Genomic DNA, 23,761 nt, shown 5'->3' on the forward strand with positions numbered 1-23,761 from the left:
CTGTAGCTGTTATGCCTCTGGCGGCAGGTATTGCTGAATAATGCTGGAAAAATCGAGATGCGCATTGCCCCGCATACACATTTGCTGATACAGCTGTTGCACCATCCCACCCAACACAATCGGTTGTTTGACCTGTCCTGCCGCTTCTACCGCAAGCCCCAAGTCTTTCAACATCAACTGAGTCGCAAAACCATCTTGATAGCCACGCGAAGCAGGTGCATTTTCATTAATCTGTGGCCATGGATTACAGACTTCCGAACTCCAGCAACGACCACTTGAGGTGTTAATCACCCCAGCCAAGGCTTTTGGATCAATACCCAGTTTGGCCCCTAGCGCCATGCCTTCGGCTACGGCAGCCATAGAAATTCCGAGAATCAGGTTATTGCAGATTTTGGCAATTTGACCTGCACCTACCTCACCGCAATGCACCACGTTTTTGCCCATGTGACTGAGTACAGGTTTGACTTCATCAAAAGTCTGATCATTGGCACCGACCATAAAGGTCAAAGTCCCTGCTTGTGCGCCAATGGTGCCGCCTGAAACAGGCGCATCGCAAATATGGATATTTTTACTTTGGGCAACCGCTGCAATGTCCTTGATGGTTTGTGGGTCAATGGTACTGCTATCGATGCATAAGCTGCCTGCTTTCAGTACTTCAAGTACGCCATTTTCACCGAGATAGACTTCTTTGACATGTTTGGCCGCAGGTAACATACTGATCAGCACATCGGCTTGTTTGGCAGCCGCTTGAGGGCTGTCGCACACTACACCACCCGCCTCGGCAAAGTGCTGAATGGCCACTTCGCTGAGGTCATAACCATAGACGGTTAGTCCGGCTTTAAGCAGATTTTGGGCCATTCTGCCGCCCATATTCCCTAGACCGATAAAGGCGATATTCATCCGTGATCCCCTTAACGTAAATTGATGGTGGTGTTGACACTACCCACTTCGTGACTGTCTTCAAACCAGCGGCTGGTAATGGTTTTGGTTTGGGTATAGAACTGCACCGCCTGTTTACCATAAGGGCCCAAATCACCCAGTTTAGAACCACGTGAACCGGTAAAGCTAAAGAACGGTACAGGCACAGGAATTGGAATATTGATACCAACTTGGCCGATATCAATCAGGTTCTGGAAAGTACGCGCAATCGCACCACTTTGCGTAAATAAACCGACACCATTACCAAATGGATTGGCATTGATCAGGGTAATCGCTTCTTCAAGCGTATCAACACAAATAATCGCCAGTACAGGTCCAAAGATTTCTTCTTTATAAATCCGCATATCCGTGCTTACACCACTAAAGATGGTCGCACCGACAAAATTGCCGTCCTCATAACCCAACACCTGAACATCACGACCATCCAGCAATAGTTCTGCACCCTGCTCGACCCCGCTAGTAATCAAATCTAGTACACGGGCTTTGGCACGTTTTGAAATGACCGGGCCAATATCAGTATTCGGTTCATGGCCTGCATTCACGGTTAAGGTTTTGGCTTTTTCAACCAACTCGGGAATCCAGTGTTTACTTTCACCAACCATCACGGCGACCGACAACGCCATACAACGTTGCCCTGCTGCACCAAATGCCGCACCGACTAAAGCATTTAAGGTTTGTTCTTTATTGGCATCGGGCATTACCGCCACATGGTTTTTCGCGCCCATCATCGACTGCACACGTTTGCCATGTTGCCCTGCAAGGTTATAGACATGGGTGCCCACTGCGGTCGAACCGACAAAGGAAATGGCTTTAATCTCTGGATGCGTACACAAGCGATCAACCACTTCTTTACCGCCATGCACCACATTCAACACCCCTGCTGGAATACCGGCCTGAATCGCAAGTTCCACCAACATCATGGTCGAAAGCGGATCTTGTTCAGAAGGCTTCAACACAAAAGTATTGCCACAGACAATTGCCATGGGGAACATCCAGAGCGGAATCATGGCGGGAAAATTAAATGGGGTTATCCCTGCACACACGCCCAAAGGTTGCTGTACGGTATAAGTATCGACGCCACGCGCCACACCTTCAACGTATTCACCCATTTGCAAGGTACCAACCGAACAGGCATGCTCAACCACTTCCAGACCACGTTGAATATCACCTTCCGCATCTGCCAAAGTCTTGCCTTGTTCAGCCGTCAGCACCTGTGCAATTGCTTTCATATTGGCACGAATCAAGTCTTGCAGCTTCAGCATGATACGCATACGCGCCTGAATCGGGGTCTGACGCCAAGAAGCAAATGCTGCTTGTGCAGACTGAATTGCCGCATCGACTTCCTGCACCGTCGCAAATGGCACACGACCAATCACCTCCTGTGTAGCAGGATTAATAATGTCTTGCCATTGTTGGGTTTCAGATTCGATAAAACTGCCATTAATGAGTAACTTGGCTGTTTCCAATTGAATATTTTGGATTGTGTTCATAACCTCTCCATAGGCCGTATTTTTATTGTGTTCAGTGTTCAGAAAATATCGATCGTCGTATTTTCTTTATTCAGGTTTTATTCGAGACTAGCAAAGAAAGCTTTGACCACCAACGCAAATTAATGCACGATCGTTGTGCAAATATGCACAAGGAAGACCATAACAATGAAAGTGGATTGGGATCATCTACAGTTTTTTTTAGTACTGGCACGCACCAAAACATTGACCAATGCGGCACGGATTATCGGGGTGGAACACAGTACCGTGGCACGGCGGATTCAAGCCTTAGAACAAGCTTTAGGGGTGACCTTATTTAAACGTGAGGCCTCTGGTTATGAGCTGACGCTGGAAGGCATGGCGTTAGTGCCACGGGTTGAGCAAATGGAATATGCCTTTCTGCAAATTGAAAAGCCCGACCAACCTTTGCAAGGCCGTGTGCGAATTGGCACACCTGAAGGTTTTGGTACTGCCTTTCTGGCACGCTTGTTAGCGGAGTTTTCCATTCAATATCCCTCGCTGACCATTGACCTGATTCCAGTGCCGAAAATGATCAAGTTGTCGCATCGTGAAGCCGATATTGTGGTTTCAATTGAACGACCCACCTCTGGTCCCTATATCATTACGCGCTTGTCCGACTATTGTTTAAAAATTTACGGCAGCAAAAGCTATCTGACGCAGCATCCCCCAATTCGGCATTTGCAGGATTTAACTCCACATCGTTTTGTCAATTATATTGATGATCTGGTCTATAGCCCCGAGCTGTACTGTCTGGAACGTTTACCTTTGAAACTGAATGCCAACTTCCGCAGTAGTAGTATTTTAGCGCAGCAAATTGCCGTAAGTGCAGGTGCAGGATTGGCCATTTTGCCCAAGTTTTTGGCCGATGATAAACCCGAGCTTGAAACGGTATTAGAGCAACAGGTGCGCTATACCCATACCTTTTGGATGCTGACCTTTGTCGATTTGCAACATGAACCCCGTATTAAACTGGTCTGGGATTATCTACGTAAACAGGCCGATCAATATCAGCATTTATTGGTGGATTAAACACAATCGCTAGACCATAAAAAACCGATCAATGGAGATCGGTTTTTTACTCCTATCAGCATAGGCTATTGGGTCAATTCACGCCCCAATTTTTTCATGCGGGGTTTATACATCAGCTGGTAGGTCACTGCCAAAATAACCACCCACAATGGGCTAACATACAGTGCTTTTAAGGTATCTGGTTCAAGTGCCAAAATCACCAAAGCAAATAACAAGAAGGCAATCACGATATAAGACATGAATACACCACCCGGCATTTTGAACTTGGATTGTGCATGCAGTTCTGGACGTAATTTTCGGTAGCGCAGATAACACACCATGATCAGACTCCAGACACTAATGAATAGAATCACACACAGTGAACTCGCCAAAGTGAAAGCCTCAAGGGTATTCGGCACAAAGTATTGCAACACCGCCCCGCCCATAATGAACACACACGAGAAGATCAGACCATTGGCAGGCACGGCACTTTTGGATAAACGACCAAAGGCATTGGGTGCCTGACCATCTTTAGATAAACCAAACAGCATCCGACTGGTCGAGAACACACCACTGTTCATGGAAGACATCACTGAAGACAGGACGACCAAATTCATGATGATCGCTGAGGTCACAATCCCTGCATTCAGGAACAACTCGACAAATGGACTCTTATCGGCACGGATAATGTTCCAAGGTGTCACTGACATCACCACCAACAAGGCCAACACATAGAACAAAATAATCCGAATCGGAATCGCATTAATCGCCTTTGGTAAATTCTTATGCGGATCTTTGGTTTCAGCAGCGGTAGTTCCTATCAATTCCACACCGACAAAGGCAAAGACTGCGATCTGAAAACCAGCCAAGAAGCCATCCAAACCTTTTGGAAACATACCACCATGCGACCAAACATTACTGAGCGAAGCGACAGCACCATGCGGTGCATGGAAATGGCTAAAGATCATATAACCACCAACACCAATCAAACCGATAATCGCTAAAATCTTGATCAGGGCAAACCAGAATTCAATTTCACCAAATAGGCGCACGGTGAGCAGGTTTAAGAACAGCACAAACAATACACAGCCTGCGCTAATGGCGGCCTGTCCAATTGGAGTAAACATGGTGCCTTCGGGCAACCAAAAGGTGAGATAATTGATTACGGCAGCCAGATCGGCAATCCCGACCAGCACCCAACCCAACCAATAGGTCCAGCCCATGTAATAACCTGCCCATGGTCCAATCAGATCATGCGCCATATCGACAAAGGATTTGTAATGCAGGTTGGCAAGTAATAACTCACCCAGTGCACGCATTAAAAAGAAAAACATGCCCCCAATGATCATGTAAATAAACAGAATCGATGGGCCTGCCAAAGAGATGGTTTTGCCTGAGCCCATGAATAGGCCCGTACCAATTGCACCGCCGATGGCGATTAACTGCAAATGGCGATTGGAGAGTTTACGTTGTAAGTCTTGGGGCGACTGTTCGCCTTCTGACTGTTGAGATGTAACCGTCATATAAAGTTCCTTTTACTATTTTCCTAAATGAGTCAGCCTTGATTTATACGCCATACCCTAGCTGTCTTTTAAAGACGGCTGACTCATTTCGATTGCAAGAAAATACGTATCTGACTACGTTTTATCTACTGCAAATACGTTACTTTTCTTCTTTTTTTATATTTTTTAAACAAAAATAAAGCGGATCGCTTTATTTTTGTGCTGCAACGACTGCAATTTCGATTAACCACTTCGGATTGACCAAGTCTGCCTGAATAGTCGCGCGCGAAGGTGCAACATGACCTTTTAACCAGTCAATCCAAATGGTATTGACCACAGGGAAATCTGAAAGATCTTTTAAAAATAATTGCGCAGACAATAAACGTGATTTATCCGTCCCTGCTGAAGCGAGTAGTTGTTCGATGGTTGCAAGTATTTCACGGGTTTGCCCTTCAATATCTAGGTCCGCATTTTTAGGCACCTGACCTGATAAATACACCACCTTATTGAATACCGTTACAGCACTCATCACTTCATTGGTATTGAGCTTTTGAATATCTGAATGAGACATAAGAAATCCTTATTCCTGAGTAATAAATGAAACACGTGCAGTCACGCCACACATCAGTTCATAACCGATAGTGCCTGAACCTGCTGCCACTTCATCAATGGCTAAAACTGAGCCTGAACTGGACTGGCCCCAAAGCACCACTTCACTGCCAACATCGGCATCGCTGATCGGGCTGAGGTCTACCGCCAACATATCCATGCTGACCCGTCCAATGATTTGGGTACGAATCCCATTGACCAAAACTGGGGTGCCTGTTGCTGAAATGCGTTGATAACCATCGGCATAGCCACAGGCCACAATGCCGATTCGGATCGGTTGCTCGGCCACATAGCTGGAACCATAGCCAACACTTTCCTGTGCATCGAGCTGTTGCACGGCAATAATTTCACTGCGCAAGCTCATGCTTGGCGCAAGGCCCCAGTCCTGAATGGTATGCTTGGGATAATCGGGAGAACTACCGTACAGCATGATGCCGCCACGTACATAGTCCGACTGTAGTTGAGTTTGATATCTTAAGATTGCAGCACTGTTACTGACCGATCTTTCCCCTGGCAAACCTGCAATCGCGGCGTCGAACTGCTGCAGTTGATAGTCAATACCTGTTTCACCAAAACGGTCACCATCGGCATCGGAGAAATGCATCATATGGGTGATGCTGGCAATGTTGTTCGACTGGCTGAGCTGCTGCCAAATGTCACGATATTGCGGTGGCTTGAAACCTAAACGGTTCATACCACTATTCATTTTGAGGAAAATATCGAACTGGGCTGGATAAGCATGCTGCTGTATCCACGCCACCTGTTGCGTATTGTGCACGGTAAAACTGAGTTGGTATTGAGCACAATCAAACAGGTCTTGGGCAGAGAAAATCCCTTCCAGCAATAAAATCGGCCCTGTCCAGCCCAAAGCCCGCAGACGTTTAGCTTCGTCCAGATCGAGCAAGGCAAAACCATCGGCGCTTTTAAAAGATTCGTAAACACGTTCAATGCCATGCCCATAAGCATTGGCTTTAACCACCGCAAACACTTTGCTGTTTGGCATTGCTTGCCTCACCACCGCGAGATTTTGGCGTAAGGCTTGGGCATGGATCACCGCAGTAATTGGACGAGGCATAATTCACTTCCTTGTCTGTGCAATTAAGCAGCGTGTGAATAACGTTGAATCGACAAACCATCGGTACTGATGTCAGGACGGTGGTTCATAACCAGATCACTGATCAATTTGCCTGAACCACAAGCCATGGTCCAACCTAAAGTCCCGTGTCCCGTATTCAGGAACAGGTTCTTGTACTGAGTTGCACCAATAATCGGCGTGCTGTCTGGGGTCATTGGACGTAGGCCTGTCCAGAATGAAGCCTGAGCGAGATCACCACCTGGGAACAAGTCCTGAGTCACCATTTCCAAGGTGGCACGGCGATCTTGATTCAATCCGAGATTAAAACCACTGAGTTCTGCCATACCCCCAACGCGGATACGTTGATCAAAACGGGTAATCGCAACTTTGTAGGTTTCATCCAAGACCGTAGATTGTGGTGCAAATTTTGGCTCTACAATCGGAATCGTCAGTGAATAACCTTTGACTGGATAAACTGGTAAATTCAGTTCCAATGGTTTTAAGAAATCACGCGAATAACTGCCAAAGGCCAAGACATAACGATCCGCAGTGAGAACCTCACCATTGACCTTGACGCCTTTGATTTCATCGCCTTCAACAATCAGGTTTTCGACATTTTGATCGAATTTGAATTCCACACCCAAATCTTGCGCAAGCTTTGCCAAGGCATTGGTAAATAAATAGCAATCGCCCGTTTCATCATTCGGTAAATGTAAGCCACCGACCAGTTTATCGGTATGGGCTAAAGCCGGCTCTACACTCGCCAATTCTTGGGCATTCAATAACGCGAAGTCGACACCACATTCTTGCAATACTTGAATATCACGTTGTACCGCTTCAAGTTGTGCATCGCTACGGAACACTTGTAAGGTGCCCTTTGAACGGTTTTCGTAGTTGATGCCGGTTTCTGCTCTTAAATCACGTAAACAGTCACGACTGTATTCTGCCACACGCATCATGCGTTCTTTGTTCACCGCATAGCTTTGTGGATTACAGTTTTTTAGCATCTGTGCCATCCACTGCAACTGCCACATACTGCCATCAATATTGATGGCTAATGGCGCATGATGCTGGAACATCCACTTAACGGCTTTGAATGGAATACCCGGTGCTGCCCACGGGGTTGAGTATCCTGGGGAGATTTGACCTGCATTACCAAAACTGGTTTCTTTGGCAGGTCCTGATTGACGGTCAAGTACCGTCACTTGCGCACCTTGTTGTGCAAGATAATAGGCACTTGCCACACCGATGACGCCACTTCCTAAAACGATTACGCGCATAATAGATCCCTCAAGCACACACTAGGTTATTTAACTAGTATATTTTTGGATCAATAGTTTTTTTCACTGATTTTATGGGTATAATCTAGGTAATTTCATATTTTCGTCACGAAAAAATGAAAATAAAAGGAAATAAATGATGCGTAAATTAGACCGTATTGATCGCCTGATTTTAGACATTTTGCAGCGTGAAGGCCGGATTGCCATCAGTGAGTTGGCATCTCGGGTCAACCTGTCTACCACCCCCTGCTCAGAACGGGTCAAACGTTTGGAACGTGAAGGTATCATCATGGGCTATTACGCCCGACTCAATCCTGAATATGTGGATCGCAACTTGTTGGTGTTTTTGGAGATCAAGCTCTCGGCCAAATCGGGTGATGTATTTGATCAGGTGGCACGAGATTTAGTCGATATCCCCGAAGTACTGGAATGCCATTTGATTTCAGGTGAGTTTGATTATCTGGTCAAAGCACGCTTAAAAGAAATGAGTGCCTATCGCCGTCTGTTAGGTGACTTATTAAAAAAACTACCTGCCTCAGCCTCTTCACATAGCTATGTGGTGATGGAAGAAGTCAAAGAGTCTTTATATTTGGATATGGGCGTTTAAACTCTGATTTATAATCAATAAAAAAAGCTCTGAACAGAGCTTTTTATCCCACAGAACAAGGGTTATTCATCTTCGTCATAAATATAGCTCATACAGCCCCAGCCATCATACTCGCCATTGAACTCTTGAGCGATCTTGGTCATCCATTCTTCCAAGTCTGCGATATCCTCATATTCCAAAATCATATTCACATGGATATTCAGTACCCACAGATCTGAACCGTCTGAATGGACTTCTTCCTGAAAAAAAGAAATTTTTTGTTCTTGGTGTAACAGATGCAAGGCACATTTTTCAACTTGTTCCTGCTTCTCAAAAACAATCGAAAATTCGACTTCATGCGGCTCACTCAGGTCATTGCCATCCTCAACCATCTGCCACAGCACATTGCCATTATCATTATCTGGGAATTGGTCATAGTCGCGTGTCATAGAAATATCCTTTGTTGTGTTTTGGACTTGATATTTGGCTATAGATTAACCGATTTTTATGTCAGTTTTTAGACGCATTAATATAAATATTGTAGTCAAAAGCAATCAAAACAAGAATAACAGACGAAGCCTGTATTCAATCTAATCCCAGACGCAGGACCACTTGGTCGAGACAGCGAATGCCATGTTCATAGATAGGTTCTGGATAATCTCTAAATACGTCTGGCTCTATATGCGACAAACGAAAGCCACATTTCTGATAAAGCGCCAATTGATCCAGACTGGAATTACCTGTTTTGACCCATAAAATTTGGATATTTTGACCTTTACTCTCTGCAATAGCAGATTGAATCAGAGCCTTGGCAAGACCTTGTCCTTGATAACATGAATCTACAGCTAGATTTTTAATTTCAGCTTGATCATCTGTTTTGAACAAACAAAGTTGCGCAATGATCTGCCCCTGATCATTCAATATAAAGAACAGATTCGACTGCAATAAATAGGTTGAGACCTGCTGCCAACTAGGATCAGCTTCCAATAAAAGTGCCTTGAGTTGCAGTTGCTGTATCGCAGAGAGTGCTGTCCATTCGGATTGTTGAATCGAATACATGCGCTGGCCTATTGATGGTCGTGCTTAGAACTTTAGCTCAGAATGGAGTTCAACTGCATGCTTTTTTAAAGGATGCTGAAATGCCAAATAAGCCGCATGCAGCGCCATGCGTTTTAAATGGAATTTGGCGGGCTCAGGATGATAAAGCTTATCGCCCAAAATTGGATGGCCGATATGCATCATATGCACGCGCAGTTGATGGGAACGCCCTGTGACAGGTTCTAAGCGAACACGACTTTGATCCGTTACTGCATCATAGTGCATCAGTTGAAATAAGGTCTTGGCAGGCTTACCCAATTCAAAATGAACCATCTGACGCGGACGGTTTTCCCAATCGGTGATCAGGGGGACTTCCACACTACCCTCGCGCTGAATCTGTCCCTGTACCAAGGCCACATAGTATTTTTTGACAGTACGCGCCTGAAACATTTTACTGATCGCCACTTCTGCATCACGATGTTTGGCAAACATGAGTAAGCCCGAAGTTGCCATATCCAGACGATGCGTGACTTTGGCCGCAGGATATTTTTCTAAAACCCGTAAATAGGCACTGTCCTGATGTTCAGGTAAACGCCCCATCACAGACAATAGCCCAGCAGGCTTATTGATCACCAGCAAATCGTCATCTTCATAGACGATCTCTAAAGCATCTTGTGGCGGGGTATAAATAAAATTGTCGTTTAGAGCCATGGCAACAGAACAAATGCAATCGGATACAGGATGGGAAGTGATTATAGTTGCGTCAACGGCTTTCGCAACTGCTGATTTTCCTCATCGCTATCACGATCAAGATGGTGTTTTTAGTCCTTTGCCCAAGCCTTGTTTATAGAGTTGTTCTAATGTGGCAATATCCCGATTTAAAAACGCAATCAGGTAGTCTTTGACTCGGGTAAGGCTGAGTTGTTTAAACGAAATACTGTCTTTGCTTTTACGTGTGACCAAACCAAACAGATCCTTTTTAGGAATGATGACGGGAATATCACTGTCCAGTTTAAATTCAAGCTGTTGTGACTTGGCATAGGCATCCAGAGTAATTGCAATGGTCTGTTCAGTACGATGATCCGTCACCATAAAACGGGTATCTGCACCATTGAGTTGTAATTGACGAACCAACTGCTGACGCCATGTCATCTCGTCAAATTTGGTTAAAATCGTTGCCAAATCGAAGGTACCGACATGATCGATGTCATTATGATTCATTTGATGTGGATAGCGAATTTTAAGCTCGAACTCATTCATGCGGGTGCTGACCTATTAATGTGATTTTTTTGATTTATTAATATAAAAACAATTATATCACCTTGTTTTTTAATATAAAAATATCGACTTATATTCACAATTGAAGAATTTCAAGATTTACTTCACATTCAATTTTGGTTTTATTGATCTAGTTTTTATTATTTAGGTCTGATTATTCTTTTCTATTTACTTAAATTTTTTAGGGTATCAAGGGAAAACAGAGGTTGTTTACTTCAACACCTATGACTTTGTAAGCCATAACCTTTGCCTATAAACTTTTGATCTATAGCGTCCTAAGCCGAATCGAGACCTTTTGGGTTCGTACACACTTGCTTTATAAGCGTCGGTGCATGCTACTCTTTTCGATCCCTTTCACACCCTTGAGACATAGTTTAGGCAGATCACGGTGGGATTGTTTTCCTAAAAACAGCTATTTTTGGTGATCAATGAAATAATTTTGCACACTCTATTCTAAAAGTTAAAATATTTCCCACATCTAATAAAAAACCACGATTTATATTCCGATAAATCCAAATTTACATGTGTATTTTTTCAAAAATAAATTTTGATTTATGCCCAAATCACCATAATCGCTGCCACAATCACCAGCCACAGGCCTAAATGATCAGTTTTGGCGAGCTTTTCTTTAAAAAAGAAGGCTGAGATTAATAGACTAAATAGAATTTCGACCTGACCCAGCGTTTTCACAATCGCCACAGTCTGCATACTCATGGCGCTAAACCAGCCGACTGAAGCCAAAAAGCTACAGATACTCACTCTTAAGGTTAAGCCAACACGTTGCCACATTTTAAACAATGTCGGGCGGCTGAAAAATCCGAGATAGACCAACAGTACGATGCATTGAAAACTGATCAGACTACACAGTACCCAAGCCGCACGATGTAAGAATGGCAACATGCTCAGTTCTAAACTGGCTTCGCGCACCAATAAAGAGGTAATCGCAAAACACAGGCCACTCCCAAGTCCAATCATCAAGGTTTTAAAGGACAGATCGGACTGTTGCTTGCCTTTGCTCAGTAAAAATACCGCAAGTCCACCAATCGCTACCCCAACCCAGCCCCATGTGCTGAGATGTTCCTGTAAAAACAAAACACCGACCAAAGCGGCCAAGATCGCTTCACTTTTGGCCAGTCCCACCCCAATGGCATAGTTCTTTTGCTGGAATAGTTTCACCATTAGAGCAGTGGCATAGATCTGACTAATGCCTGCAATCACGATATACAGCCAGAATTTATCGGAAAAATGCACCGATGTTGTGACAGGCTGATGCCAATAGAGAAAGGCCAAATAGCTAAAAGCAAAGATCGGTGAAAAGATAAAGCGAGCAAGTGTGGTGCCATAGACATCCACGCTGGTACTGAGTTGTTTTTGAAATGCATTGCGCCAAGCCTGCATAAATGCAGCCATGAGCGTGAACAGAATCCAAGTAAGCATCATAAGCTTGAACGCAATATTGTCAGTGCCGCTAATTTACGCTGTTCTGACTGGTTTTTCGATAGGTGTCAGTGCTTAAAAACTTAAATCATCAAAGTCCTTCACTTTGGATAGATAGATGGGCACCTGATTGATTTTGCTCCATGTTTCTTTAAACCGTGGATCTTTTTCTGGGTCTTGGCTTAAATTTTCACGAAAAACCTTTTTGCCTGTTAAAAAATTAATACTGGTTTCACTTTGAATGAGCGGGCCATGATTGCTTGAATTATCATATCCAATCAGGCGCAGATCATTGCCTTCCAAGCGAAATAGATAACGCCAATAACCATAACGTCCATGCGAATAATAAACCCTCAGCACATTATTTTTAATTTCCATCCATAGCTCGGGCGGGAAATAGACACCGCCATCTTCATTTTCAGAGCTAAAACAATTGAGATTGCTGACAATAGCTTTGTATTTGCCTTTTTGATTCAGCAATACAATCACGCCACGACGGTTGCGGTCTAAATGTCCATAATATTCATGTTCAACCAAGGCTTTGGGATCGGTGGCTTTGACGATCAGCACCACATCCTTCAAGCCATCTTTATTCAGATCGCCTTCAATGGCTTTAAAGAGTTGGTATTTTGCAGGGATATAGGCTTGATAGGTGACTTTATCTTGACCTAATTTAATTTCTTCCTCTGTCGGTTGTTCTTGGGCAAAGCTGACTTGCGGCAGTGCAGATAGGCTTAAAAAGCCGAATAAGGCGGCAATGAGCTGGGTCTTTATCATCTTTTTATCTCATCATTCAGGTGGTTATTGATGCTATTTCTTTTATAAACAATGACTGAATTTCTCTTGGCATTTTGTGCGAATTCAACCTGCGGCAACAATCTTCAAACTTGTGACCCTTTCTTAAAAACTTAAATAATCAAACTCTTTAATTTTCGATAGATAGATTGGGGCTGGATTAATTTTACTCCACTTTTCCTTAAATTTTGGTTCACCTTCAAAGTCTTGACTTAAATTGTCACGAATAACTTTCTTTGCTGTTAAAAAGTTAATACTGGTTTGGCTTTCAATATAAGGCCCATGATTGCTTGAATTGTCATAACCAATCAGACGTAGATCATTGCCTTCCAAGCGAAATAGATAACGCCAATAGCCATAGCGTCCATGGGCAAAGTGTACATTCAGCACATTATTATTAATTTCTACGCGTATATCAGGGGCGAAATAAACACCACCGTCTTCATTTTCCGAGTAAAAACAACTTAAATTACTAACAATTTGCTTGTAAGTGCCTTTTTCGTTGAGTAATACAATCACGCCGCGGCGGTTAATATCGATACGACCACGGTACTCATGTTCAACAAAATCTTTGGGATCGGTTGCTTTCACCATCAGCACGACATCGTTTATGCCATCTTTATTCAAGTCACCTTCAATGGCTTTAAATAAACGATATTTTGCAGGGATATAGGCTTGATACGTGACTTGGTCTTGGCCTAATTTAAGCTCTTCCGCTGTCGGTTGTTCTTGAGCAAAGCTGAGTTGTGGCAGTATCGCTAAGCCTGATAATACGAATAATGCGGCAATCACTTGCGTCTTGATCATCTTTTTATGTCACCATTCAGGTTGTTATCAGACTTATTGCATTTATATGGAATGGCTGAGTTTCTCTTGTTTTTTTGAACGAATCCAGCGTGCGGCATCAATAATAAAAACAATCACCAAGACAGTAATTAGCACAGGCATGATAAAAGCCAAAATCGACAATACGATCGAGCCAATCAACTCACCGGTCGAGATCACAAAATTCCCCAATCCACCTGTGGTTGCCGTCGAGACACCACGTGCTGCAACCGTACTCATTTGCACCACACCAGCGGTTCCGCCACCGACAATCAATGCCGCTGCCCAAGTGGCAAACTGGGACATTTCTCCACTACTCACCGCCATCGTTGTGACCGTTCCTGCCACCACAGCCGCAGGTGTGGCAATGGTATCTAATAAGTTATCCACCCATGGCACATAGTAGGCTGCGATTTCACAGATTGTGGCGAAACCCAGTGCCATACAGACTGATGGGATGGCTAACCATTCAAAGCCTTGGGCAGGTTGATACCAACCCAATAAGGTCGCAATGCTCATGGCCAACAAGGGAACAAAGACGCGAAAGCCACAAGCTGCGCTGAGCCCAACGCCAATACAGAGTCCTAAAATTGTTTCCATCATGGATTACCTTTCTATGCCTATGACAGGTCTTGTTATTTACATCTTATTTTTAAGGTAACAAAAAGCCCTATCAAGGGATAGGGCTTTTATTCAAACAGTGGGTAACTGTTTGGTATTTTGCGGCTTAGGCATTCTTACTGTTGAATTGATTGCCAAGGCATTTGGTACACGGAGGTAAACGATCAGTACCAATTTCTAAATAGGTGCGGTGTCCGCATTGAACACAAAAATAGAAGCCTGTTCCAGGTTTTTCGCCAGCAGTGACCATCTTTGTTCTCCATAGATTTTAGAAATGGTACATATACTATAGCGTGATAGTTTTGATTATTTATTGACCTTTCCGACAAGTGGTGATGTCGGAAAGGTGAAGAATGATGCTTAACTAAAATTTAAACGAGTTATAAGGGATTCGATACCCAATTCTCCACACGCAATCCATCAACACGTAAAAACTCTTTTTCATTATTGGTGACCATTACCCAATTATTTGCTCTGGCGTGCGCTGCAAGCCATAAATCATTAGATCCAATAATCTGACCTTTGGAAGAAAGCGCTTGACGTATTTGTGCATAATGATCCGCGACATCTTCATCTAATTCAGCGACTTGAATTATTGAGGTAAACTCATCAATGACGTTTAAGGCTTTTTCTTTGCTTTGACTATTTCAGCACCAAAACGTAGTTCACCCAAGGTAATTACCGAGATTAAAATATTCCGATGGGGAAGATGTTTTTCAAAATGCTGGCGGACACTTTCAGGCTGATGTTTGCTGATATAGATACAAATATTGGTATCCAATAAATATTGTGTCTGCATTAAAACTCTTCTCGTTCTTGTGGTGGTTGATCCACTCTTTCTTCTGCATAAAAATCATCTGGCATTTGTGCTAATACATTGAATAAGCGTTCTGCAGTGATTGGTTTTTCACGTAGGATCACTTCATCGCCACGGCGAAATATTTCAACTTCTGTGCCTTCAAATCGAAACTCTTTCGGTAAGCGAATCGCTTGACTACGACCGGCCATAAAAACTTTTGCGGTAGACATTGTCGCGACTCCAATCGTTCTGATATATACCTTATGATAGGTACTATTTGATCACTTTAGCAACAATATTTGATCAAAATAAATAAAGCCAAATACAGCTAAATATTTAACGTCATTCATCTTCAAAATTAAAAAAAAGATGAAGCCAGATTTATTTTATATAAAAATAAAAGACCCTACACAAAGTAGAGTCTTTTAATCACACTATGATCGCTTTTAGCTAAGGTATTAAGCCACTTGGCCTTCTAAAAAGTCTTGTGCAAAACGCTGTAATACCCCACCCGCTTCATAAACAGAAACTTTATTAAACAGTTAGTAATATATTCTTCATCAATAACATACATGCATTATCAAATTTTAATTTGCATAAACGCTAAGATTTCCACTTCGCCAATGCTCACCATCCCAACATAATACATCAGCTAAATCCTTCATTATTGAATGCTGACGTAATCGAGGTGACCCATCTTTTTTGTACCATTTATTAACAAGCGTTATAGGCGTAGGTGGATACACTTTTTTTCTATCATTTAAATTAGGTTGCCAAAAATAAACTATTATTGATTCCGCCTTTTCTAAAAAAGTTCTAGTAACTTCAACTGGATATTCAACTTTTGCTAACCAAATTTCTTGTTCTCGTGTTACTAATGAAGCTTTATGATGGTTCTTCAACCTATTATAGAAACTGCCTTCCGTTATTCCACAATACTGAATATCTATACATCTTTCGTACTTACCTTTGCCAGTAATAATATACAATCCGTTAGATCTTTGCTTATTTTCTAGAACTTCGTCCAAGGTAAAAGGACCTTCCCAGTTCAAAATTATAGTATGTTGTTCCATTCTTATCTCAATAAAAAACCCCATCATCAAGATAGGGTCTTTATTAAACAGAATCAATTACTTTCAGATCAAAGTATTACGCCACTTGACCTTCTAAAAAATCTTGTGCAAAACGCTGTAATACCCCACCCGCTTCATACACAGAAACTTCTTCTTCTGTATCTAGGCGGCAAGTCACAGGCACTTCAACAATCTCTTCCTTACCATCCGCTGTGGCACGTTCGATCACTAAAGTTAAAGTCGAACGCGGTGCAATATTACCAATCACACTATAAAGCTCAGTACCATCTAGCTTTAAGGTCTTACGGTTCACACCCGGCTTAAACTCAAGCGGTAAAACACCCATACCCACTAAGTTAGTACGGTGAATACGCTCAAAACCTTCAGCAACAATCGCTTCAACCCCTGCAAGACGTACACCTTTTGCCGCCCAGTCACGACTTGAACCCTGACCATAATCCGCACCCGCAACAATGATCAATGGTTGCTTACGGTTCATGTAGGTTTCAATCGCTTCCCACATCCGCATCACTTCACCTTCTGGCTCAACACGTGCTTTTGAACCTTGCTTAATGCTGCCGTCTGAACGAACCACCATTTCATTAAACAGTTTCGGGTTGGCAAAGGTGGCACGTTGTGTGGTTAAGTGATCACCACGATGGGTTGCATAAGAGTTAAAGTCTTCCTCAGGCACACCCATTTTCGCCAAATATTCACCAGAAGCACTGTCTAACACAATCGCATTCGATGGAGACAAGTGATCGGTAGTGATGTTGTCACCCAAGATCGCAAGCGGACGCATGTTGGCTAAAGTACGTGGTGCAGCCAACGCCCCTTCCCAGTATGGAGGACGGCGAATATAAGTACTCATTGGACGCCAATCATATAGTGGGCTCGCCGCTTCTTCATTAACACCCAAATCAAACATTGGAATGTAGATTTTACGGAACTGTTCAGGCTTCACTGCTTCTTTCACCAGCGCATCAATTTCAGCATCCGAAGGCCAGATATCTTTCAGGTAAATTGGATTACCGTCTTTGTCATTTCCGAGCGAATCTGTTTCGATATCAAAACGAATGGTTCCTGCAATCGCATACGCTACCACAAGTGGCGGAGATGCCAAGAACGCTTGTTTTGCATAGGGATGGATACGACCATCAAAGTTACGGTTACCCGAAAGCACGGCAGTCGCGTATAAGTCACGCTCAATGATTTCTTGTTGAATCACAGGATCAAGTGCGCCTGACATCCCATTACAGGTAGTACATGCATACGCTACGATACCAAAACCAAGTTTCTCCAGATCGCCTAATACGCCTGCTTCTTCAAGATACAGCGCAGCCGCCTTAGAACCTGGTGCAAATGATGATTTCACCCAAGGTTTACGTACCAAGCCGAGTTCATTGGCTTTACGTGCCAATAGACCTGCGGCAACCGTGTTACGTGGGTTAGAGGTATTGGTACATGAGGTAATTGCAGCAATAATCACAGCACCATCAGGAATTAAACCTTCTGCTTCTTGTGCCTTGGCAAGCTCTAAATTCCCTGCAATGCCTTTGGCTTTCAAATCAGCCGTAGACACACGTGCATGCGGGTTTGATGGGCCTGCAATGTTACGAGTCACCGTTGAAAGATCAAAACGAAGTACACGTGGGTACTCAGCTTGGGTCATATCTGATGCCCAAAGACCGATTTCTTTGGCATATTGCTCAACCAAAGCCACTTGCGTATCTTCACGACCGGTCAGGCGTAAATAATCGATGGTGTTCTGGTCGATATAGAACATCGCCGCAGTTGCGCCATATTCTGGGGTCATATTTGAGATGGTGGCACGGTCGCCCACAGACATGCTGTCAGCACCTTCACCGAAGAACTCTAGATATGCACCGACCACACGTTCTTTACGTAAGAACTCAGTCAATGCCAACACGATATCGGTTGCAGTAATGCCTGCTTGACGCTGACCGACAAACTCAACCCCGATAATGTCTGGCAGACGCATCCAAGACGCGCGTCCGAGCATCACATTTTCAGCCTCTAAACCACCGACACCGACTGAAATCACGCCAAGCGCATCGGTATGTGGGGTATGTGAATCGGTACCGACACAGGTATCAGGGAAAGCCAAGCCGTCACGGTTTTGAATCACTGGAGACATTTTCTCCAAGTTGATCTGATGCATGATGCCGTTACCCGCAGGGATCACATCGACATTTTTAAAAGCGGTTTTAGTCCACTCAATAAAGTGGAAACGGTCTTCATTACGGCGGTCTTCGATTGCACGGTTTTTCTCAAATGCATCAGGGTCAAAGCCACCGAACTCCACTGCCAAAGAGTGATCCACGATCAACTGAGTTGGTACCACAGGATTGACCTTGGAAGGATCACCGCCTTTGTCTGCAATCGCATCACGCAGACCTGCAAGATCCACCAATGCGGTTTGACCCAAGATGTCATGACAGACCACACGTGCTGGATACCATGGAAAATCAAGATTCTGACGGCGTTCGATCAACTGGGTTAAATAGGCTGTTAAATTCTCGGCATCCGCTTTACGCACCAGCTGTTCAGCCAACACTTTCGAGGTGTATGGCAGCTTTTCGTATGCGCCTGGCTGAATATCTTCAACGGCTTGACGCACGTCATAATATTCGAGCTGGGTACCTGCCAGCGGTTTACGATATTTTGTGTTCATTAACCACGCTCCGCCAATGGTTTGAATTCAAGATTTTCAGGACCGGTATAGTTGGCACTTGGACGAATGATTTTACCGTCCTGACGCTGTTCAATTACGTGTGCAGACCAACCCGCAGTACGTGCAATCACGAATAATGGCGTGAACATTGCCGTTGGCACACCCATCAAGTGATAGCTCACCGCACTGAACCAGTCGAGATTCGGGAACATGTTCTTCACTTCTTTCATCACGGCTTCTAAACGTTCAGCGATCACATACATCTTGGTATTTTCTTGTGCTTCAGCAAGTTCACGCGCCACTTGCTTGATCACTTCGTTACGTGGATCAGAAACGGTATAAACTGGGTGACCAAAGCCAATCACCACTTCTTTTTTCTCAACACGGCTACGGATATCCGCTTCTGCCTCATCTGCATTGTCATAACGTTGTTGAATCACGAACGCCACTTCATTGGCACCACCGTGTTTAGGTCCACGTAACGCACCGATACCGCCTGTGATTGCTGAGTACATGTCTGAACCTGTCCCTGCCACCACACGTGAAGTAAAGGTCGATGCATTAAACTCATGCTCTGCATACAGAATCAAAGAAGTGTGCATCGCTTGAATCCATTCTTCCGATGGCGCTTCGCCATGAAGGAGATGCAAGAAATGTGCAGCAATCGAGTCATCATTGGTTTCAACTTCAATACGACGACCGTTGTTGCTGAAGTGATACCAGTACAACAACATTGAACCCAAGCTTGCCATCAATTTATCAGCGATGTCTTTTGCGCCCGCTTCGTTGTGGTCTTCATGTTCTGGGGTTAAGCAACCCAATACAGAGACGCCAGTACGCATCACATCCATTGGGTGTGCAGATGGTGGCAGTTGCTCAAGTGCTGTTTTCAATGCTGCGGGTAAGCCACGCAGCGCTTTTAATTTTGCTTTATAAGCTTTGAGTTCGGCTTTATTTGGAAGTTTGCCGTGTACCAGAAGGTGTGCCACTTCTTCAAACTGGCTGCCGACGGCAAGGTCAAGAATGTCATAGCCGCGGTAGTGTAAGTCGTTGCCGCTGCGGCCTACGGTACAGAGTGCAGTGTTGCCTGCCACTTGTCCGCTGAGTGCAACTGATTTTTTTGGTTTGAAGCCTGTTGGCGTTTCATTACTGCTCATAAGATTGTCCTTTTCTATCTATTTAATTTATTTTTGAGCAACTCAACGGAGTCGTGCCGAGTTCTCATCCTGTTTCAGGATAAACCTTCGGTTCGACCTACTTTTCTTTCGGGAAAAGTAGGCAAAACCATTGTCATCTGCAAAACCTGTCCAATAACACCATTTAATCAATCTATCGCAGAAACAATATCTTGTTTAAACCACACAGGTTGCAGATGACTTTTCTGCATAGCAAATTTCAACCTAAATTCTTATGAATTAAGGGTTTACTTATTTATTCTTCGCAAAAGTTCCATCAAGATATTGTTCAAACGCATGGTAGTTAATGCGTTCATACAGTTCTTGGCGGGTTTGCATGGTGTCGACCACATTCTTTTGCGTACCTTCTTTACGCAAAGTCTCATAAACATTTTCTGCTGCTTTATTCATGGCACGGAATGCAGACAGTGGATAGAGCGCAATGCTGACATCGGCAGAAGCCAATTCTTCCGTAGTAAATAATGGCGTTGAACCAAATTCGGTGATATTGGCTAAAACGGGCACTTTAGTCAGTTCCGCAAATTGCTTATACATGGCCAATTCAGTGATCGCTTCTGGGAACAGCATGTCTGCACCTGCTTCGATATACGCCCCTGCACGGTCAATCGCAGCTTGTAAACCTTCAACCGCGAGCGCATCGGTACGTGCCATGATCACAAAGCTGTCATCGGTACGTGCATCGACCGCGGCTTTAATACGATCGACCATTTCTTGTTGGGTTACGATGGCTTTATTCGGACGGTGACCACAACGTTTAGCACCGACTTGGTCTTCGATATGCATTGCAGCAGCACCGAACTTGATCATCGACTTGGTGGTACGTGCGATATTAAACGCGGAAGCACCAAAACCTGTATCCACATCGACCAATAACGGCAGATCACAGACATCAGTAATACGGCGTACATCAGTCAATACATCATCAAGGTTACTGATACCCAAATCAGGTAAACCCAAAGAACCTGCAGCCACACCACCACCTGACAAATAGATCGCCTTGTAGCCAGCGCGTTTTGCCAATAACGCATGGTTGGCATTGATTGCACCGACCACTTGTAATGGTTTTTCATTTGCGACCGCGTCGCGGAATAGCTGACCAGCAGACTGTTTAGCCATGTTGTTGTTCTCCTTGATTTTGTAGCAATGTTTGCTCAACAATTTTGTAAGATGCATTGATGTGACGGTGCATTAGCATTTCGGCAAGCTCACCGTCACCTTCAGCAATCGCATCTAATATGCGGATATGTTCATCCCAAGCTTTACTTGGGCGATCTGGGGTATTTGAAAACTGGATTCGATACATCCGGATGAGGTGATACAGCTCATCGCATAACATTTTTTCTAAGGTTTTATTGCCACTGCTTTTGATAATGCAGTAATGGAAATCATCCTGACCTTCTTGCAGATAGTAACCCTTACCTGCTTTAAAGTTTTCATCCTCGGCATGCATACGCAATACATCACGCAAGGCCAGAATCTGTTTTTTATCAATATGCTGTGCAGCGAGTTTACAGGCCAAGCCTTCTAAAGAGGCACGAATTTGATAGAGTTCTTGAAACTGTTGCAGTGACAGTGATACCACACGGGCACCGACATGCGCAGTTCGCTCCACCAGTTTCTGCCCTTCCAGACGATGAATCGCCTCACGTAAAGGCCCGCGACTGATGCCATAAATACGCGCGAGTTCAGGTTCTGAAATCTTGCTGCCCGCAGGAATATGCCCTAAAACAATTGCCGACTGAATTTGCTTAAATACGTGTTCCGTCAGGGTCATTCCCTGACTGGTGCTGAGGGCTTGAGGAACAAGGGTATCTTGCATATTGTCGACAATCTCTACAATTTTTATGATTTTATAACCAGATAACAGAAAAAATGCAATAGGATTGTCGACAATAAATCTGACTGGTGCTGCCAATTCGGCTAGCGAGATATAACCAGCTTGCTGATCAACACACTTGCAAAAATCTTATATAAAAACAGATAAAACAATAAATTAACAATATTCACACTCATTATTCAGCCCTGCGCTTTGATCTATTGGGCAGCCTTATAGTTTTAATACTACGACCATGGTATGACAGCTTGATTGTAGACAATCTTTATAATCAGCTCGTAGCGACAAATTTTGTAAGTAAATACTGCACCAAAATGTAAATAACAGCGTGCTTCATGCAGCCTTTATTGATACATTATTGGGCATCAAAGGTTCCGCTCCTGAAGCGCCAACCTCCCCAGACATCTATGCACTTTGTTGAAGAAAAGGACATTGTTAATGTTTCAACATATCCCACCTTATGCAGGCGATCCGATCCTTTCATTGATGGAACAGTTCAATGCTGATCCACGTGCTGAAAAGGTCAACCTCAGTATTGGTTTGTACTATAACGAAGACAGTATCGTTCCTCAGCTTGATACCATTATCGAAGCACAAAAACGTATTGCACCTAAAAATACGCAAACCAAGCTTTACTTACCAATGGAAGGTTTCAAGCCTTACCGTGATGCGATTCAAGCCTTATTGTTTGGTGCCAACAGCCCTGCAATTCAACAAGGTCGTGTTGCAACGATTCAAACGTTGGGTGGTTCTGGTGCATTAAAAGTCGGTGCAGACTTCTTAAAAACCTACTTCCCAAATTCAGAAGTTTGGGTCAGCCAACCAACTTGGGATAACCACGTTGCCATCTTCAATGGTGCTGGTATCAAGAGCAACTTCTACCCATACTTCGATGCTGAAACACGTGGCGTTGATTTTGATGGGATGTTGTCTACGCTGAAAACATTGCCAGAACAAAGCATTGTGTTATTGCACCCATGCTGCCATAACCCAACAGGCGCAGACTTGAATCCAGCACAATGGGATCAAGTGATTGTGGTATTAAAAGAACGTAACCTGATTCCATTCCTCGACATCGCGTATCAAGGTTTCGGCGACGGTATGGAACAAGATGCCTATGCCATTCGTGCTTTAGACCAAGCAGGTCTAAACTTTATTGTCAGCAACTCGTTCTCTAAAATCTTCTCACTTTACGGTGAGCGTGTTGGCGGTTTAACGTTCGTATGTGACGATGCTGAAGCAGCAAAATGCACATTCGGTCAGTTGAAAGCAACGGTACGTCGTATCTACTCTAGCCCACCAACAACAGGTGCATGGTTGGTTGATCAAGTGTTAAATGACGCTGATCTGAATCAACAATGGCAAGGCGAAGTCAAAGAGATGCGTGAGCGTATTATCAAAATGCGTAGCATCTTAAAAGATGAGTTGACTAAAGCCCTTCCTGAGCGTGACTTTAGCTACCTTGTGAATCAAAAAGGCATGTTCAGCTATACCGGTTTAACCGCTGAGCAAGTGGACATTCTTCGTGAAGAATATGCAATCTACTTGGTACGAAGTGGTCGTATCTGTGTTGCAGGCCTGAACATGAACAACGTATACAAAGTTGCCAAAGCAGTGGCTGAAGTTTTAGCAAAATCTGCTGCAACCGCTTAAGTTATCACGC

The 23,761-nt window shown here is 43.9% G+C and carries 24 protein-coding genes and 2 pseudogenes; 3 read left to right on the top strand and 23 right to left on the bottom strand.

The features are described 5' to 3' along the window. Nucleotides 1-9: 9 nt before the first annotated feature. On the bottom strand, nucleotides 10-900 hold the full coding sequence (gene mmsB / locus F957_RS03885; protein ID WP_016542542.1) for a 3-hydroxyisobutyrate dehydrogenase: 891 nt from the start codon (nucleotides 898-900) through the stop codon (nucleotides 10-12). Between the two features lie 11 nt (nucleotides 901-911). Further along, nucleotides 912-2,429: a CoA-acylating methylmalonate-semialdehyde dehydrogenase gene (locus F957_RS03880; RefSeq protein ID WP_016542541.1), complete on the bottom strand. Its 1,518-nt coding sequence runs from the start codon at nucleotides 2,427-2,429 to the stop codon at nucleotides 912-914. Between the two features lie 165 nt (nucleotides 2,430-2,594). Between F957_RS03880 and F957_RS03875 the strand changes: the two genes are divergently transcribed. Continuing rightward, nucleotides 2,595-3,476, top strand: a complete 882-nt coding sequence (locus F957_RS03875; RefSeq protein ID WP_016542540.1) for a LysR family transcriptional regulator — start codon at nucleotides 2,595-2,597, stop codon at nucleotides 3,474-3,476. A 65-nt stretch (nucleotides 3,477-3,541) separates the two neighbouring features. On the opposite strand, the gene F957_RS03870 is transcribed toward F957_RS03875, so the two are convergent. The 4 genes from F957_RS03870 to F957_RS03855 all read right to left on the bottom strand — a co-directional run bounded on the left by F957_RS03870 (nucleotide 3,542) and on the right by F957_RS03855 (nucleotide 7,921). Further along, nucleotides 3,542-4,978, bottom strand: a complete 1,437-nt coding sequence (locus tag F957_RS03870) for an amino acid permease (protein WP_016542539.1) — start codon at nucleotides 4,976-4,978, stop codon at nucleotides 3,542-3,544. A 190-nt stretch (nucleotides 4,979-5,168) separates the two neighbouring features. Continuing rightward, a complete protein-coding gene (locus tag F957_RS03865; RefSeq protein WP_016542538.1) occupies nucleotides 5,169-5,528 on the bottom strand; it encodes a RidA family protein in 360 nt (119 codons plus the stop codon). Between the two features lie 9 nt (nucleotides 5,529-5,537). Further along, a complete protein-coding gene (alr, locus tag F957_RS03860; RefSeq protein WP_016542537.1) occupies nucleotides 5,538-6,641 on the bottom strand; it encodes an alanine racemase in 1,104 nt (367 codons plus the stop codon). Nucleotides 6,642-6,664: 23 nt separating this feature from the next. Beyond that, on the bottom strand, nucleotides 6,665-7,921 hold the full coding sequence (locus tag F957_RS03855; RefSeq protein ID WP_016542536.1) for a D-amino acid dehydrogenase: 1,257 nt from the start codon (nucleotides 7,919-7,921) through the stop codon (nucleotides 6,665-6,667). Nucleotides 7,922-8,060: 139 nt separating this feature from the next. On the opposite strand from F957_RS03855, the gene F957_RS03850 reads away from it, so the two are divergent. Continuing rightward, nucleotides 8,061-8,528, top strand: coding sequence for an Lrp/AsnC ligand binding domain-containing protein (locus tag F957_RS03850; protein ID WP_004773316.1), 468 nt, complete (start codon nucleotides 8,061-8,063; stop codon nucleotides 8,526-8,528). Between the two features lie 62 nt (nucleotides 8,529-8,590). Here F957_RS03850 and F957_RS03845 read toward each other — a convergent pair whose 3' ends face one another. The 17 genes and pseudogenes from F957_RS03845 to F957_RS03775 all read right to left on the bottom strand — a co-directional run bounded on the left by F957_RS03845 (nucleotide 8,591) and on the right by F957_RS03775 (nucleotide 22,083). Further along, on the bottom strand, nucleotides 8,591-8,956 hold the full coding sequence (locus tag F957_RS03845; RefSeq protein WP_016542535.1) for a ribonuclease E inhibitor RraB: 366 nt from the start codon (nucleotides 8,954-8,956) through the stop codon (nucleotides 8,591-8,593). Nucleotides 8,957-9,092: 136 nt separating this feature from the next. Beyond that, nucleotides 9,093-9,566: a GNAT family N-acetyltransferase gene (locus tag F957_RS03840; RefSeq protein ID WP_016542534.1), complete on the bottom strand. Its 474-nt coding sequence runs from the start codon at nucleotides 9,564-9,566 to the stop codon at nucleotides 9,093-9,095. Nucleotides 9,567-9,590: 24 nt separating this feature from the next. Next, the gene (locus tag F957_RS03835; RefSeq protein ID WP_016542533.1) at nucleotides 9,591-10,256 is read right to left on the bottom strand and encodes an RluA family pseudouridine synthase; all 666 of its coding nucleotides are present in this window, start codon (nucleotides 10,254-10,256) and stop codon (nucleotides 9,591-9,593) included. A 96-nt stretch (nucleotides 10,257-10,352) separates the two neighbouring features. Next, the gene (locus F957_RS03830) at nucleotides 10,353-10,805 is read right to left on the bottom strand and encodes a hypothetical protein (RefSeq protein ID WP_016542531.1); all 453 of its coding nucleotides are present in this window, start codon (nucleotides 10,803-10,805) and stop codon (nucleotides 10,353-10,355) included. A 570-nt stretch (nucleotides 10,806-11,375) separates the two neighbouring features. Further along, on the bottom strand, nucleotides 11,376-12,263 hold the full coding sequence (locus F957_RS03825) for a DMT family transporter (protein ID WP_016660536.1): 888 nt from the start codon (nucleotides 12,261-12,263) through the stop codon (nucleotides 11,376-11,378). Nucleotides 12,264-12,335: 72 nt separating this feature from the next. Next, nucleotides 12,336-13,037 (bottom strand): hypothetical protein, encoded by a 702-nt coding sequence (locus F957_RS03820; protein ID WP_016542529.1) that lies wholly within the window; start codon nucleotides 13,035-13,037, stop codon nucleotides 12,336-12,338. A gap of 123 nt (nucleotides 13,038-13,160) precedes the next feature. Beyond that, complete coding sequence (locus F957_RS03815) at nucleotides 13,161-13,862, bottom strand: hypothetical protein (RefSeq protein WP_016542528.1); 702 nt, start codon at nucleotides 13,860-13,862, stop codon at nucleotides 13,161-13,163. Nucleotides 13,863-13,904: 42 nt separating this feature from the next. Then, on the bottom strand, nucleotides 13,905-14,480 hold the full coding sequence (locus F957_RS03810) for a DUF4126 domain-containing protein (RefSeq protein ID WP_016542527.1): 576 nt from the start codon (nucleotides 14,478-14,480) through the stop codon (nucleotides 13,905-13,907). A 127-nt stretch (nucleotides 14,481-14,607) separates the two neighbouring features. Beyond that, complete coding sequence (locus F957_RS21290; protein ID WP_004637424.1) at nucleotides 14,608-14,751, bottom strand: zinc ribbon-containing protein; 144 nt, start codon at nucleotides 14,749-14,751, stop codon at nucleotides 14,608-14,610. A 130-nt stretch (nucleotides 14,752-14,881) separates the two neighbouring features. Beyond that, nucleotides 14,882-15,300, bottom strand: a pseudogene (vapC, locus tag F957_RS22095) (type II toxin-antitoxin system tRNA(fMet)-specific endonuclease VapC). Beyond that, complete coding sequence (locus F957_RS03800) at nucleotides 15,300-15,530, bottom strand: antitoxin (protein ID WP_016542525.1); 231 nt, start codon at nucleotides 15,528-15,530, stop codon at nucleotides 15,300-15,302. Before F957_RS03800 ends, vapC begins: the two are co-directional and overlap by 1 nt. 228 nt (nucleotides 15,531-15,758) lie before the next feature. Continuing rightward, nucleotides 15,759-15,833: pseudogene (locus F957_RS22145) on the bottom strand (hypothetical protein); the annotation flags it as partial. A gap of 54 nt (nucleotides 15,834-15,887) precedes the next feature. Further along, a complete protein-coding gene (locus F957_RS03795; RefSeq protein ID WP_016660538.1) occupies nucleotides 15,888-16,373 on the bottom strand; it encodes a hypothetical protein in 486 nt (161 codons plus the stop codon). 76 nt (nucleotides 16,374-16,449) lie between these two features. After that, entirely contained in the window at nucleotides 16,450-19,068 is a 2,619-nt protein-coding gene (gene acnD / locus F957_RS03790) for a Fe/S-dependent 2-methylisocitrate dehydratase AcnD (protein ID WP_016542524.1), read from the bottom strand. After that, on the bottom strand, nucleotides 19,068-20,225 hold the full coding sequence (gene prpC / locus F957_RS03785; protein ID WP_004656677.1) for a bifunctional 2-methylcitrate synthase/citrate synthase: 1,158 nt from the start codon (nucleotides 20,223-20,225) through the stop codon (nucleotides 19,068-19,070). The genes acnD and prpC overlap by 1 nt, the downstream gene beginning before the upstream one ends. 270 nt (nucleotides 20,226-20,495) lie before the next feature. Then, on the bottom strand, nucleotides 20,496-21,380 hold the full coding sequence (gene prpB, locus F957_RS03780) for a methylisocitrate lyase (RefSeq protein WP_016542523.1): 885 nt from the start codon (nucleotides 21,378-21,380) through the stop codon (nucleotides 20,496-20,498). Further along, nucleotides 21,373-22,083 carry a GntR family transcriptional regulator gene (locus F957_RS03775; RefSeq protein ID WP_005186499.1) on the bottom strand — a complete coding sequence of 237 codons (711 nt, stop codon included), beginning with the start codon at nucleotides 22,081-22,083 and terminating at the stop codon, nucleotides 21,373-21,375. The genes prpB and F957_RS03775 overlap by 8 nt, the downstream gene beginning before the upstream one ends. Nucleotides 22,084-22,536: 453 nt before the next feature. Here F957_RS03775 and F957_RS03770 point away from each other — a divergent pair, with 453 nt between their 5' ends. After that, on the top strand, nucleotides 22,537-23,751 hold the full coding sequence (locus F957_RS03770) for an amino acid aminotransferase (RefSeq protein WP_005200881.1): 1,215 nt from the start codon (nucleotides 22,537-22,539) through the stop codon (nucleotides 23,749-23,751). Nucleotides 23,752-23,761 lie beyond the last annotated feature (10 nt).

It is taken from the genome of Acinetobacter gyllenbergii CIP 110306 = MTCC 11365, from assembly GCF_000413855.1.
Classification (GTDB): domain Bacteria; phylum Pseudomonadota; class Gammaproteobacteria; order Pseudomonadales; family Moraxellaceae; genus Acinetobacter; species Acinetobacter gyllenbergii.